Genomic DNA, 13,499 nt, shown 5'->3' with positions numbered 1-13,499 from the left:
GCGGGTGCGGCTCCCGGACTGCGGGGGCTGCCTACAGGTGGCCGGTCTCGCCGCCGTTGTCGCGGCGGTCGAGGGCGCGCTGGAGGGCGGCGGCGGCCTGCTTGCGGTCGGACTCGCTCGTACGCGAGGTGTGACGGACTCGGCGGACGGTCGTCTCGGCCATGGGGAATCGACTCCTTCGAAGGACCCAGGGAGTGCGGAAGGGGGTACGAGACGCCGGGGCGGGGAGCTGCGGGCCGCAGGGGTTGCCTGCGCGGGGCCCGGCTCGCGACCGCCCTTCGCTTGATCGAGCGAGACGTTCGGCTCCTACAAAGCTAAGCGAGGAGCGCGCGGCTGTCTGCACAATTACTCGGACTTCCTACTATCTGAGACGGCGGCCCCGGACGGAGCAGAGGAGACCCGCACCCCGGGCACGCCGCTCAGCCGGACCCTGCGGCCGAAAAGGGACGCCAAGACGGCAAGATAGGGATGCCCGGCGGGTTCGCCGTCGGCTGCCGCCCGTCCCGGAAAGGCTTGGCCGCTGAACGCCGCGCTCGCAGAAACACTCTCCGCCGCCCTGCTCGTCGTGATCCTGGCGTGTGCGGTGATCCGGCCGTGGGGCTGGCCGGAGGCCGTCGTCGCCGTCCCGGCCGCCGGGGTGGTCATCGCCACCGGGGCCATCTCCCTCGACCACGCGGCGGACGAGGCCGCCCGGCTGGGGCCGGTGATCGGCTTCCTCGCGGCCGTGCTGGTCCTGGCCCAGCTCTGCGACGACGAGGGCCTGTTCCACACCTGCGGTGCGTGGATGGCCCAGCGCGCGGGCGGGCGCCCCCGCCGGCTGCTGGTGCTGGTGTTCGCTGCCGCGTCCGTGATCACCGCGGTGCTCAGTCTGGACGCCACGGTGGTGCTGCTGACCCCGGTGGTGTTCGCCACCGCCGCCCGGATCGGCGCCCGTCCCAAGCCTCATGTGTACGCCTGCACCCATCTGTCGAACACCGCCTCGCTGCTGCTGCCGGTCTCCAACCTGACCAATCTGCTCGCGTTCGCCGCCAGCGGTCTGAGCTTCACCCGCTTCGCCGCCCTGATGGCGCTCCCCTGGCTGGTCGCGATCGGCGCCGAGTACCTGGTCGTCCGCCGGTTCTTCGCCACCGACCTCGACGCCGGAGCCCAGGCACCGCCCGCGCCGGCCCCAGGTGAGGTGCCGGTGTTCGCGCTGGCCACGGTGGGCTGCACGCTGGCCGGGTTCGTGATCACCTCCGTGGTGGGGATCGACCCGGCGTGGGCGGCGGCGGCCGGCGCGGCCGTGCTCGCCGGGCGCGCGCTGCTGCGGCGCCGCACCACCCCCGCCGCGATCGTCCGCGCCGCCGCGGTGCCGTTCTGCGCCTTCGTCCTCGCGCTGGGCATCGTGGTCCGCGCGGTCGTCGACAACGGCCTCGCCGACGCGCTCGGGCATCTCGTGCCCGACGGCACCGGCCTGCTCGCGCTGCTGGGCATCGCGGCGCTGGCCGCGCTGCTGGCCAACGTCATCAACAACCTGCCCGCCGTCCTCGTCCTGCTGCCGCTGACCGCCCCCACCGGCCCCGGCGCCGTCCTGGCGGTGCTGCTCGGGGTGAACATCGGCCCCAACCTCACCTACGCCGGTTCGCTGGCCACCCTGCTGTGGCGGCGCATCGTCCGCGAACACGACAGTGACGTGGAACTGGGCGAGTTCACCCGCCTCGGGGCTCTCGCCGTGCCCGCCGCCCTGCTGCCCGCGGTTGTGGCACTGTGGGCCTCGCTCCAAGTGATCGGAGGCTGAAACCCGTGACCGTCATCGCCTGGATCGTCGAAGGCACCTGGGCCGCCTGCGTCGACGCCGCCCGCACCCACGCCCCCTCGGACGCCGACATCGTGCTGCTGCACGTCAGCGGGTCCGAGGCGCCCGGTGCCGCCCGCGGCGCCTACGCCGGACTGTTCGGCCGCGCCCGCCCCGACCGCGACCCCGGCACCGTCGTGGAACACCTCGCCACGGAGGCCGGGGAACACCTCCTGGCCGACGCCGCCGAACGGCTCGGCCGGCCCTGCACCCGCACCGAGCGCCGGGGCCGCGTCGAGCGGGAGGTCGTGGCCGCCGCCGAAGGCGCCGACCTGCTCATCCTCGCCCGCGACGGCGACCGCACCCACCTCGGGCCCCGCAGCCTCGGCCCCGCCAGCCGCTTCATCGTCGACCACGCCCCCTGCCCGGTCCTGCTCGTCTGGCCGGAGGCCGCGCCCGGCACCGACACCATCCCGCCCCCACCGCCGCACCCGCCGCACCACCGCTAGCGCGGCGTCCCCGGGCCGGACCGGTCCGCCCGCGGTGATCGCCCGGACGGCTGATCCTGGACGGGGGCGCGAGAGCGGGTCGGGTCAGCGGGAACGGTGAGGGCATGAGCGACACGGCGAAGGCGGTCCTCGAAGGCGGCCCGGACGATCTGCCCGCCCGGATCGTCCCGGTCACGACACCCGGCGCGGACCTGAAGATCGAGCTCCGGGGCGGCTACGAACACTTCCGGCCCTCCGGCCGCCAGAAGGACACCTCGGAGGGCAGACTGCCCGTCTACACCTGGTGGGAGCGGACCGAGATGCCCGGCTAGGTGGTGGCGTGCGCCAGGGCCGACGTCACGGCCGTCCGGAATCCCTCCGGGTCCTCCTCCCAGGGATGGTGTCCGGCTCTCGGCAGGACGACCCTGCGCACGTCGGGCAGCGCCCGCTCCAGTGAGTCGACCGCCGAGCGGGGCCGGATGTCGCCGGCGCCGTCGACGATCAGCACCGGCACGTCGAGGTCCGCGCAGGCGGCGCGCAACGCCGGGGTCCCCCAGGTTCGGCGCCGCTCTTCGCCGAGGGCCTTGTTGCAGTCGCCGTTGACTCCGAACCACGGGTCCGCCATGCGCTCGGCGAGGTCCGGGGCGCGCTCGCGGTCCTCGAACTCGACGGACCACTGCAGGACGGCGTACTCCCGGGCCTCGGCCGGCGTGAGGGCCGTACGGTCCGCCAGTTCCCGCCAGCGCGCCAGCCCTCGCGGCGTCTCGCCGAGGCGGGCCAGGAGGTTCTCGCGGTAGGCCGGGTGCCAGTCGGCGTCGGGGCCGATGCCCGTGCCGGCGGCGTACACCAGTGTGCTCACCCGTTCCGGGTGGGCGAGGGTGTAGGCCAGGGCGAGCTGGGCGCCCCAGGAGTGGCCGAGCACGGCGATGCGGTCGAGGCCGAAGTGACGGCGTACGGCGTCGAGGTCGGCGACGAAACGCTCGGTGGTCCACGGCCCGTCGCACCGCTCGGAGCGACCGCAGCCGCGCTGGTCCCAGCGGATCACCGTGGCGGTGTCCTCGAGCAGCGCGGCCACGTCCCCGAACATGTCCCACAGGCCGGGTCCGCCGTGGCACAGCACGAGCGGCGCGCCCCGGCCGGACGCGCTCGCCCACAGGCGTAATCCGTCGTCGGTGTACAGGGTCATCCCCGCATTGTGGCGGGTCAGCCCATGTGCGGGTAGGTGTAGTCGGTCGGGGGGACCAGGGTCTCCTTGATGGCGCGGGTCAGCGTCCAGCGGGTCAGGTTCTGCGGGGCGCCGGCCTTGTCGTCGGTGCCGGAGGCGCGGCCGCCGCCGAAGGGCTGCTGGCCGACGACGGCTCCGGTCGACTTGTCGTTGATGTAGAAGTTGCCGGCCGCGTAGCGCAGCTTCTCCATGGTGTACGCGGTCGCCGCCCGGTCGCCGGAGATGACCGAGCCGGTCAGGGCGTAGTCGGAGACCGACTCCATCTGGGTGAGCATCTCGTCGTACTTCGCGTCCTCGTAGACGTGCACGGCGAGGAACGGGCCGAAGTATTCGGTGGTGAACACCTCGTTCTCGGGGTCGGTGCACTCGACGACCGTCGGACGGACGAAGTACCCGACCGAGTCGTCGTAGGTGCCGCCCGCGACGACGGTGCAGGTCGGGTCGGCGTGGGCGCGGTCGATGGCGGCCTTGTTCTTGGCGAAGGCGCGCGCGTCGATGACGGCGCCGAGGAAGTGCGACAGGTCGGTGACGTCGCCCATGGTGAGCTGGTCGACCTCGGCGGCGAACTCCTCCTTGAAGCCGGAGTTCCAGATCGACGCCGGGAGGTAGGCGCGGGAGGTCGCGGAGCACTTCTGGCCCTGGTACTCGAAGGCGCCACGGGTGAGAGCGGTCTTGAGGACCGCGCGGTCGGCGCTCGGGTGGGCGACGACGAAGTCCTTGCCGCCGGTCTCGCCGACCAGGCGCGGGTAGGAGCGGTAGTTCTCGATGTTCGCGCCGACCGTCTTCCACAGGTACTGGAAGGTCTTCGTCGAGCCGGTGAAGTGGATGCCGGCCAGGTCGCGGTGGGTGAGGGCGACCTCGGAGACGGCGATGCCGTCGCCGGTGACGAGGTTGATGACGCCCTTGGGCAGACCGGCCTCCTCCAGCAGCCGCATCAGCAGGACGGCCGCGTGGGTCTGGGTCGGCGACGGCTTCCACACCACGACGTTGCCCATGAGGGCGGGCGCGGTGGGCAGATTGCCCGCGATCGCGCTGAAGTTGAACGGCGTGATCGCGTAGACGAAGCCCTCCAGCGGGCGGTGGTCGAGGCGGTTCCACACGCCCGGCGCGTTGGCCGGGGGCTGCTCGGCCAGGATCTGGCGGGCGTAGTGGACGTTGAAGCGCCAGAAGTCGACCAGCTCGCAGGGGGTGTCGATCTCGGCCTGCTGCACGGTCTTGGACTGCCCGAGCATGGTGGAGGCGGCGATGGTCTCGCGCCAGGGGCCGGCGAGCAGTTCGGCGGCGCGCAGGATGATCGCGGCGCGGTCGTCGAAGGACATCGCGCGCCAGGCGGGGGCGGCGGCCAGGGCCGCGTCGACGGCGTCCTTCGCGTCGGCCTGTGTGGCGTTGCGGTACGTGCCGATCACGGCCCGGTGGTTGTGCGGCTGGACCACGTCGAACGCGTCGCCGCCGCCCATGCGCCGCTCGCCGCCGATGGTGCAGGTGAGGTCGAGCGGGTTGTCGGCCAGTTCCTTGAGCTTGGCCTCCAGCCGGGCCCGCTCGGGTGAGCCGGGGGCGTAGCCGCGCACCGGCTCGTTGACGGGGGCGGGGACCTGGGTCACAGCGTCCATGGAATCCGTAACTCCTTGTACGTGAGCGGGTGTTCGGGCTTGTGTCGGGGTTCAGCCCTTGGTGAGCAGGGAGCGGGCGAAGAAGCGCAGGTTCGCCGGCTTCTCCGCGAGCCGGCGCATGAAGTAGCCGTACCAGTCGGTGCCGTAGGCGGTGTAGACGCGCATGCGGTGGCCCTCGGCGGCGAGCCGCAGGTGCTCGTCGCCGCGGATGCCGTACAGCATCTGGAACTCGTACTCGTCGGGCTTGCGGCCGGCCCTGCGGGCCAGTTCCTGCGCGATGGAGATCAGCCGGGGGTCGTGGGACCCGACCATCGGATACCCCGTCCCGTCCATCAGCGTCCGCAGGATCCGCACGTACGCCTTGTCGATCTCGGGCTTCTGCTGGTACGCGACCTCGGCGGGCTCCTTGTAGGCGCCCTTGACCAGCCGCACCCGGCTGCCGTTCGCGGCGAGGCGGCGGGCATCGGCCTCGGTGCGGAACAGGTAGGCCTGGATCACGCAGCCGGTCTGCGGGAAGTCCTTCCGCAGCTCCTCGTGGATCGCGAACATCGAGTCGAGGGTGGTGTGGTCCTCGGCGTCGAGGGTGACGGTGGTGCCGATGGCGGCGGCGGCCTCGACGACCGGGCGGACGTTGGCGAGCGCCCGTTCGTGGCCGTCGGGCAGGGACTGGCCGAACATCGACAGCTTGACGGACATCTCGACGCGCTCGCCGAGGTCGAGCGGGCGGAGGCGGTCGATCAGGGCGAGGTAGGCGTCACGGGCGGCGGCGGCCTGCTCGGGGGTGGTGATGTCCTCGCCGACGACGTCCATCGTCAGCTCCAGGCCCTGGGCGGTGAGGCCCTCGACGATCGGCACGATGTCGTCGACGGTCTCCCCCGGGATGAAGCGGTCGACGACCTGCCTGGTCACGGGGGCCGCCGAGATCAGGCGTCGCATCCGGTCGCTGCGCGACGCGGCGAGAATCACGGGACCCAGCACGGGGCACCTCCACATACCAACCCATACGAGGCCGATACCCGACGATCCGGGAACGGCACGGAGAACCACCGTGAAAGTTAGGGATCTCTCCGATCGTGGGCCATCGACAGCTGTCACGCATCCGTGCGGCCGATCTCAGACAGATGTATGAAGGCCTGCGGGATTGCGGGAGAATGCCCGGGTGACCGCCGAATACCAAGGTGACTACCAGGACCTGGTCGATGAGATCTCGGAGCTGCTGGGCGTCCCCGCGACGCTGGAGAACCGGGACTTCGAGCTGATCGCGTTCGGCGCGTACGACAGCGAGGACGAGCTGGACGCCTCAGCGCTGGACCCGGTGCGGGCCCGCTCGATCCTGACCCGGCGGTCGACGGCGGCCGTGCGCACCTGGTTCGAGGGCTTCGGCATCACCCGCGCCACCGGCCCGGTGCGGATCCCGCCGACCCCGGAGGCGGGCGTGCTGCGGGGGCGGATCTGCCTTCCCGTACGGCACCGGGGGGTCGTCCTCGGGTACGTCTGGCTCCTCGCCGACGATCCCGGTCCCTCGCGGGGGCAGCTGGCGGCGGCGATGGAGGTGACCGTGCGGATCGGGGCGCTCCTCGCGGACGAGGCCCAGCACGGCGCCGACCTCACCCGTGAGCTGCGGGCGGTCCTGACGGCGGAACCGGGCTGGCCGTACGACGCGGCGCTGGCGGAACTGCGCACCGCTCTCGGCCCCCGCGCGGACGTCCCGCACACCTTGATCTGCGTGGCCCCCTGGCCGGCCACGACCCCCGACGACGCCCCGTCCCTGCGCACCCTCCCGGGCGCCACCGCCCTCTGCACGGCACCCTGGGGCCCGACGGCCCACGCCCTGGCGGTCCTGGTACGCCTGCGCGCCCCGGACGTCCTCACCCCGGCCACGACGGTGGCGACCCGCCTGCTGGAACGGACGCCGGCCCCGGGGGTCCGGCCCGGCGCCGTCGGAGGCGAGCCGGCCGGCCACCTCGGCGGCACGGGCAGCGCAGGCGGAGGAGGCGGCGGTGACACCGGGGGGCGGGCGGTGAGTGGCGCCGGTGCCGGTGAGGCCGGCGGGGCACGAGAGGTCGGGGCGGTGGCGGCAGGACGTCTCGGGGGATCAGGGGGCGGGAGTGGTGGCAGCCTCGGGGCCACGGTGGTGGCCGGGGTCGCCGTGGGGCGGGTGGGGCTCGGGGAGCTCGGCGGGGCCTGGCGGGAGGCGGTGGGGGCCGCTCGGGCCGCGTTGGGTGACGGGCGCCTCGGGCCGGTGGCCCGATGGGCGGCGATCGGGCCGTACCGGTTGCTGACCGCGCTGCCCGGGGACACGGCCGACGACCCCGCCGTACGCCCCCTGCTCACCCCCGCCCACCGGGAACTCGCCCACACGGCCGAGGTCTTCCTCGACTGCGCGGGCCAGGCGGGCCGCACGGCGGCCCGGCTCGGCATCCACCGCCAGACCCTGTACTACCGGCTCTCCCGCGTGGAGCGGCTGACCGGCCTGGACCTGGCCGACGGCGAGGACCGGCTGCTGCTGCACATGACACTGAAGGCGGCCCGACTGCCGTAGGCGGGCCGGTCAACCGCGGGTGGCGCCCTCGACGATCTGACGGAGCCCCTCGGTGAGCACCTCGCCGTCGGGGGCGGTCTTCGGGTCGAAGGTCCACTGCGAGATCAGGCCCGACATCAGGGTCATGTAGAAGCGGCCGAGGGTGTCGGCACTCTCGTCGGACACCTCCTCCTCCGGCACGCCCGTCATCAGCGAGACCAGACCCCGGCCGCCCTCGCGCTGCGCACGGGACAACTGGGCGCGGACCTCCGGCAGTTGGTCGCCCATCGCGATGATCTCCACGCCGAGCCGCCACATCGCGCCGGACTCGCGCATGCTGTCGACGATGTGCGACCACACCTCCCTGAACCGCTCCAGCGAGCCGGGCGCCCCGGCGATCGTCCCGCCGCCGTCGAAGGACATCCCCTCCACCAGGGCGACGTAGGCCTGCGCGAGCAGCGCGTCCTTGGAGCCGTAGTGGTAGCCGATGGAGGCGAGGTTCGTCCCCGACTCCTTCACGATGTCCCGGGCGGTGGTGCGCGCGAACCCCTTGGCCAGCAGGCAGCGCTTGGCGCCTTCGAGCAGATCCTCACGGTGTCCCATGGCGTCAGCCTACCGCCGATCCATACATACGTCCTATACGGCCGACTTATACGCTCGAATTACACATCCGTTCTACACGAACGTTCTAGACAAGCGTTTAAGACGCGCGTACATTCCTCGTCATGACGAACTCGACGAACTCGACGTGCACCACCGTGAACCCGGCCGGCCGGCGGGCCGGCCGCCGTGAATGGACCGCGCTCGGCGTGCTGATGCTTCCGCTGCTGCTGGTCTCGATGGACGTCTCGGTCCTCTACTTCGCGATCCCGGCGATCAACGCCGACCTGGAGCCGAGCGGCACCCAGCAGCTGTGGATCTTCGACATCTACGCGTTCGTCCTGGCCGGCCTGCTGATGACGATGGGCTCGCTCGGCGACCGCATCGGCCGCCGCCGGCTCCTGCTCGCGGGCGCCACCGCCTTCGGCGCGGCCTCCCTGCTCGCGGCCTACGCGGACAGCGCCGAGACCCTGATCGCGGCCCGCGCGCTCCTCGGGGTCGGCGGGGCGACTCTGATGCCGTCGACGATGGCCCTGATCCGCACCATGTTCACCGATCCGGCGCAGCGCGCGAAGGCGATCGGCCTGTGGTCGGGTGTCATGACGGCCGGTGTGGCGCTCGGCTCGGTGATGAGCGGGATCCTCGTCGAGTACTTCTGGTGGGGCTCGGTCTTCCTGGTCAACCTGCCCGCGATGGCCCTGCTGCTGGTCCTCGGCCCGGCCCTGCTGCCCGAGTCGAAGGACCCGCACCCCGGCCGCTTCGACTGGCCGAGCGTCCCGCTGTCGATGGCCGCCGTGCTCCCCGTCGTCTACGGCCTGAAGGAGATCCCCTCCGAGGGCTGGCACGCGTCGTACGTCGTCTCGATCACCGTCGGTCTGCTCTTCGCCGCCCTCTTCGTCCACCGTCAGCGCACCGCCGCCGACCCGATGATCTCCCCCGCCCTGTTCCGCGGACCCGGCTTCGGCCCCGCGGTCGTCCTGAACCTGGTCTCCTCGTTCGGGATGATGGGCTCGGCCTTCTTCACCACGCAGTACCTGCAGTCGGTGCTCGGCAAGAGCGCGCTGGAGGCGGCCCTGTGGGCGCTGGTGCCGTCGGTGCCGATCGGGATGGCCGCCCCGCTGGCGACCGCCCTGGTCCAGAGGGGCGTCGACCGGGCCTACGTCGTGGCGGCGGGCTTCGCGACCGCCGCGGCCGGCTACGGCCTGCTCGCCCTCGCCGGCACGGACTCGATGTGGCTCGTGCTGACCGCCTGCGGGGTCCTCGCCTCCGGGATCGTCATGGTCATCTCCCAGATGACGGACCTGGCGATGGGCGCGGCCCCGGCCGAGCGGGCCGGGTCCGCCTCCTCCCTGCTGGAGACGGGCGCCGAGTTCGGCGGCGCCCTCGGCATGGCCGTCCTCGGCTCCATCGGCACGGCGGTCTACCGCCACGAGATGCCGTCCTCGGCGCCCGCTGCGGCCCGGGAGACCCTGGGCGGTGCGCTGGCGGTCGCCGACCGGGTCCCCGGACTGGCGGCGGCGGCCCGGGAGGCGTTCACCAGCGGGATGCAGGGCGCGGCGATCGCCGGGGCGGTGCTGCTGGCGGGGGCGTCGGTGGCGGCCGCGGCGACCTTGCGGCGGATCCGCGTGAAGTGACGGACGGACAGGCAAACGCCGGACGGGCTGATCAATTCAGCCCGTCCGGCGTTTGAGGAAGAGGCCCGGGGCCCGGGGCCCGGGGCCCGGGGCCCGGGGCCCGGGGCCCGTTCAGGGGCGAAGCGGGGGCCCGGGGGCGGCAGCCCCCAGAACCTCAGGCCAGGTTCACCGCACGGGCCGACGTAGCGCCGATCTCCGTGGCCACCTCGGTCAGGACGGCGGCCGGGACCGTGTCGTCCACGGTCAGGACGGCCAGCGCCTCGCCGCCCGCCGCCGCACGGGCGACCTGCATACCGGCGATGTTGATGCCCGCCTCGCCGAAGATCCGGCCGACGGTGCCGACGACACCGGGACGGTCCTCGTACTTGAGGACGACCATGTGGTCGGCGAGGGCCAGGTCGACGTCGTAGTCGCCGACCGCGACGATCTTCTGGAGGTGCTTGGGGCCGGCCAGCGTGCCGGAGACCGACACCTCCTCGCCGTCCGCGAGCGTGCCGCGCACGGTGACCACGTTGCGGTGGTCGGCCGACTCGGAGCTGGTGGTGAGGCGCACCTCGACACCGCGCTCCTGGGCGAACAGCGGGGCGTTGACGTAGGAGACCGTCTCGTCGACGACGTCCTCGAAGACGCCCTTGAGGGCGGACAGCTCCAGCACCTTCACATCGTGCTGGGTGATCTCGCCGTAGACCTCGACGTCGAGGCGGGCCGCGACCTCACCGGCGAGCGCGGTGAAGATCCGGCCGAGGCGCTCGGCGAGCGGCAGACCCGGCTTGACGTCCTCGGCGATGACCCCGCCCTGGACGTTCACCGCGTCCGGTACCAGCTCACCGGCGAGGGCGAGGCGCACCGAGCGGGCGACGGCGATACCGGCCTTCTCCTGGGCCTCGTCGGTGGAGGCGCCGAGGTGCGGGGTGGAGACGACCTGGTCGAACTCGAACAGCGGGGAGTCCGTGCAGGGCTCCTTGGCGTAGACGTCGAGACCGGCACCGGCGACCCGGCCCTCCTTGAGGGCGGAGTACAGGGCCTGCTCGTCGACGATCCCGCCGCGCGCGGCGTTGACGATCCGCACGGTCGGCTTGACCTTGCGCAGCGCCTCGTCGCCGATCAGACCGACCGTCTCGGGGGTCTTCGGCAGGTGGACGGTGATGAAGTCGGAGACTTCCAGCAGGTCGTCCAGCGACAGCACCTTGACGCCCATCTGGGCGGCACGGGCGGGCTGGATGTAGGGGTCGTACGCGACGACCTTCATGCCGAAGGCGGACATCCGCTGCGCGACGAGCGCGCCGATGCGGCCGAGGCCGACGACACCGAGGGTCTTCTCGGCCAGCTCCACGCCGGTGTACTTGCTGCGCTTCCACTCGCCGTTCTTCAGCGCGGCGTTGGCCTGCGGGATGTGGCGGGCGGTGGCGAGGAGGAGACCGCAGGCCAGTTCGGCGGCGGTCACGATGTTGGAGGTGGGGGCGTTGACGACCATCACGCCGGCCTTGGTGGCGGCGGAGACGTCGACGTTGTCGAGGCCGACGCCGGCTCGTGCGACGACCTTCAGCTTGTGCGCGGCGGCGATCGCCTCGGCGTCGACCTTGGTGGCCGAGCGGATCAGGATCGCGTCGACGTCGGCGATGGCGGGGAGCAGCTCGGCTCGGTCCGCTCCGTTGCAGTGCCGGATCTCGAAGTCCGGGCCAAGCGCGTCCACGGTGGCGGGCGACAGCTCTTCAGCGATGAGTACGACGGGTTTCGAGCTCACGTGAGTCCTCACAAGTCCAAAGCATGCGGACGGCCGTCCCGACGGCCGCAGGCGGAGGAAGGCTAGTCGCGTGTGAGACGCACGACGCTGTGGGCCTGAACGCGTATATAGGCAGCAGTGTAGTGCTGCGACGGAGGTCGCCTCACGCCTCCGCGCAAGGATCACCCGTCCGGGGCCGGACGGGATGGACGAGAGGGCCGGGGCGACGGCCCCGGCCCTCTCGCGCGAGGCTTACGCCTCCTCGTTCACCCAGCTCATCAGCTTGCGGAGCTGCTTGCCGGTCGTCTCCAGCAGGTGCTCGGAGTCGGCCGTCTTGTACTCGTTGTACTTCTTCAGACCGCCGTGGTACTCGTCCATCCAGTTCTGGGCGAAGGTGCCGTCCTGGATCTCGGCGAGGACCTGCTTCATCTCGGCCTTGGTGGCGTCGGTGATGATGCGCGGGCCGGTGACGTAGTCGCCCCACTCGGCGGTCTCGGAGACGGACCAGCGCATCTTCTCCAGGCCGCCCTCGTACATGAGGTCGACGATCAGCTTCAGCTCGTGCAGGCACTCGAAGTAGGCGATCTCCGGCTGGTAGCCGGCCTCGACCAGGGTCTCGAAGCCCGCCTTGACCAGCGCCGCGGTGCCACCGCAGAGGACGGCCTGCTCACCGAAGAGGTCGGTCTCGGTCTCCTCGGTGAAGGTGGTCTTGATGACACCGGCGCGGGTGCCGCCGATGGCCTTGGCGTACGACAGGGCCAGCGCGAAGGCGCCACCCGTGGCGTCCTGCTCGACGGCGGCGATCGCGGGGACGCCGCGACCCTCCTCGTACTGGCGGCGGACCAGGTGGCCCGGGCCCTTCGGGGCGACCAGGGCGACGTCGACGCCGGCCGGGGCCTTGATGAAGCCGAAGCGGACGTTGAAGCCGTGCGCGAAGAACAGGGCGTCGCCGTCGTTCAGGTTCGGGGCGATGGACTCCTCGTAGACCTGGGCCTGGATCGGGTCCGGGATGAGGATCATGATGACGTCGGCCTCGGCGGCGGCCTCGGCGGGGGTCACCACGCGCAGGCCCTGCTCCTCGGCCTTGGCCTTGGACGTGGAGCCCTCGTGCAGACCGACGCGGACGTCGACACCCGAGTCACGGAGCGACAGCGCGTGGGCGTGGCCCTGGCTGCCGTACCCGATGACCGCGACCTTGCGGCCCTGGATGATGGACAGGTCGGCGTCGGCGTCGTAGAACAGCTCGGCCACTTTGGGTTCTCTCCTTGAGTGCAGGTGTTGCGTCCCACCGTATGACGGCGGGCGGAAGGGAAGTCTCGGGGTCTCGGTATACGGGCGGCCGGAGTCACCCGACCGCCCGTGTCCAGCCTTACGCGGATCGGTCGAGCGCGCGCAGCGAGCGGTCCGTGATCGACCGGGCGCCGCGGCCGATCGCGATCGTGCCCGACTGGACCAGTTCCTTGATGCCGTACGGCTCCAGCATCTTGAGCATGGCGGACAGCTTGTCGCTGCTGCCGGTGGCCTCGATGGTCACGGCCTCCGGGGAGACGTCCACGGTCTTGGCGCGGAACAGCTGGACGATCTCGACGATCTGGGAGCGCGTCTCGTTGTCGGCGCGCACCTTCACCAGAACGAGTTCGCGGTGGACGGCCTGGGCCGGCTCCAGCTCGACGATCTTCAGCACCTCGACGAGCTTGTTGAGCTGCTTGGTGACCTGTTCCAGCGGCAGGGCCTCGACGCTCACCACGATGGTGATGCGGGAGATGTCGGCGTGCTCGGTGACACCGACGGCGAGCGAGTCGATGTTGAAGCCTCGGCGGGAGAACAGGGCGGCGATCCGGGCCAGGATGCCCGGCTTGTTCTCCACCAGGACGGAGAGCGTGTGCTTGGACATGTTCGTTGCGTCTCTCTCTGCGTCTTCGCG

General features: G+C 71.9%; 13 protein-coding genes. 5 read left to right on the top strand and 8 right to left on the bottom strand.

The features are described from left to right. Positions 1-31: 31 nt before the first annotated feature. Complete coding sequence (locus tag AQJ58_RS45525) at positions 32-163, bottom strand: hypothetical protein (RefSeq protein WP_267892119.1); 132 nt, start codon at positions 161-163, stop codon at positions 32-34. Positions 164-520: 357 nt separating this feature from the next. Between AQJ58_RS45525 and AQJ58_RS34240 the strand changes: the two genes are divergently transcribed. From AQJ58_RS34240 to AQJ58_RS34230, 3 genes are all read left to right on the top strand, one after another. Then, positions 521-1,777, top strand: coding sequence for an SLC13 family permease (locus tag AQJ58_RS34240; RefSeq protein ID WP_067257290.1), 1,257 nt, complete (start codon positions 521-523; stop codon positions 1,775-1,777). Positions 1,778-1,782: 5 nt separating this feature from the next. Continuing rightward, the gene (locus AQJ58_RS34235) at positions 1,783-2,283 is read left to right on the top strand and encodes a universal stress protein (RefSeq protein ID WP_067257288.1); all 501 of its coding nucleotides are present in this window, start codon (positions 1,783-1,785) and stop codon (positions 2,281-2,283) included. A 104-nt stretch (positions 2,284-2,387) separates the two neighbouring features. Continuing rightward, on the top strand, positions 2,388-2,594 hold the full coding sequence (locus tag AQJ58_RS34230; protein WP_067257286.1) for a DUF5988 family protein: 207 nt from the start codon (positions 2,388-2,390) through the stop codon (positions 2,592-2,594). On the opposite strand, the gene AQJ58_RS34225 is transcribed toward AQJ58_RS34230, so the two are convergent. Genes AQJ58_RS34225 through AQJ58_RS34215 form a run of 3 tightly spaced genes read right to left on the bottom strand, consistent with a single transcriptional unit; the run spans position 2,591 to position 6,075 of the window. Continuing rightward, positions 2,591-3,448 (bottom strand): alpha/beta fold hydrolase, encoded by an 858-nt coding sequence (locus AQJ58_RS34225; RefSeq protein ID WP_067257285.1) that lies wholly within the window; start codon positions 3,446-3,448, stop codon positions 2,591-2,593. The genes AQJ58_RS34230 and AQJ58_RS34225 overlap by 4 nt on opposite strands. A 17-nt stretch (positions 3,449-3,465) precedes the next feature. Continuing rightward, positions 3,466-5,097, bottom strand: coding sequence for an L-glutamate gamma-semialdehyde dehydrogenase (pruA, locus tag AQJ58_RS34220; RefSeq protein WP_067257283.1), 1,632 nt, complete (start codon positions 5,095-5,097; stop codon positions 3,466-3,468). Positions 5,098-5,148: 51 nt separating this feature from the next. Next, the gene (locus tag AQJ58_RS34215) at positions 5,149-6,075 is read right to left on the bottom strand and encodes a proline dehydrogenase family protein (protein ID WP_067257281.1); all 927 of its coding nucleotides are present in this window, start codon (positions 6,073-6,075) and stop codon (positions 5,149-5,151) included. Positions 6,076-6,256: 181 nt separating this feature from the next. Here AQJ58_RS34215 and AQJ58_RS34210 point away from each other — a divergent pair, with 181 nt between their 5' ends. Continuing rightward, the gene (locus tag AQJ58_RS34210) at positions 6,257-7,639 is read left to right on the top strand and encodes a PucR family transcriptional regulator (protein ID WP_067257278.1); all 1,383 of its coding nucleotides are present in this window, start codon (positions 6,257-6,259) and stop codon (positions 7,637-7,639) included. Between the two features lie 9 nt (positions 7,640-7,648). On the opposite strand, the gene AQJ58_RS34205 is transcribed toward AQJ58_RS34210, so the two are convergent. Further along, positions 7,649-8,221, bottom strand: coding sequence for a TetR/AcrR family transcriptional regulator (locus AQJ58_RS34205; protein ID WP_067257275.1), 573 nt, complete (start codon positions 8,219-8,221; stop codon positions 7,649-7,651). 122 nt (positions 8,222-8,343) lie between these two features. On the opposite strand from AQJ58_RS34205, the gene AQJ58_RS34200 reads away from it, so the two are divergent. Further along, positions 8,344-9,852: an MFS transporter gene (locus tag AQJ58_RS34200; protein WP_067257272.1), complete on the top strand. Its 1,509-nt coding sequence runs from the start codon at positions 8,344-8,346 to the stop codon at positions 9,850-9,852. Between the two features lie 154 nt (positions 9,853-10,006). Here the strand turns inward: AQJ58_RS34200 and serA are convergent, their stop codons facing one another. The 3 genes from serA to ilvN form a co-directional block, all read right to left on the bottom strand. Beyond that, the gene (gene serA / locus AQJ58_RS34195; protein ID WP_067257271.1) at positions 10,007-11,596 is read right to left on the bottom strand and encodes a phosphoglycerate dehydrogenase; all 1,590 of its coding nucleotides are present in this window, start codon (positions 11,594-11,596) and stop codon (positions 10,007-10,009) included. 231 nt (positions 11,597-11,827) lie between these two features. Beyond that, entirely contained in the window at positions 11,828-12,826 is a 999-nt protein-coding gene (gene ilvC / locus AQJ58_RS34190; protein WP_067257268.1) for a ketol-acid reductoisomerase, read from the bottom strand. Between the two features lie 118 nt (positions 12,827-12,944). After that, positions 12,945-13,469, bottom strand: coding sequence for an acetolactate synthase small subunit (gene ilvN, locus AQJ58_RS34185; RefSeq protein WP_055635625.1), 525 nt, complete (start codon positions 13,467-13,469; stop codon positions 12,945-12,947). Between the last annotated feature and the right edge of the window lie 30 nt (positions 13,470-13,499).

Origin of the sequence: Streptomyces sp. DSM 15324 (genome assembly GCF_001514285.1) — a bacterium.
Lineage (GTDB): Bacteria > Actinomycetota > Actinomycetes > Streptomycetales > Streptomycetaceae > Streptomyces.
This window is presented reverse-complemented; position numbering and strand designations above follow the sequence as displayed.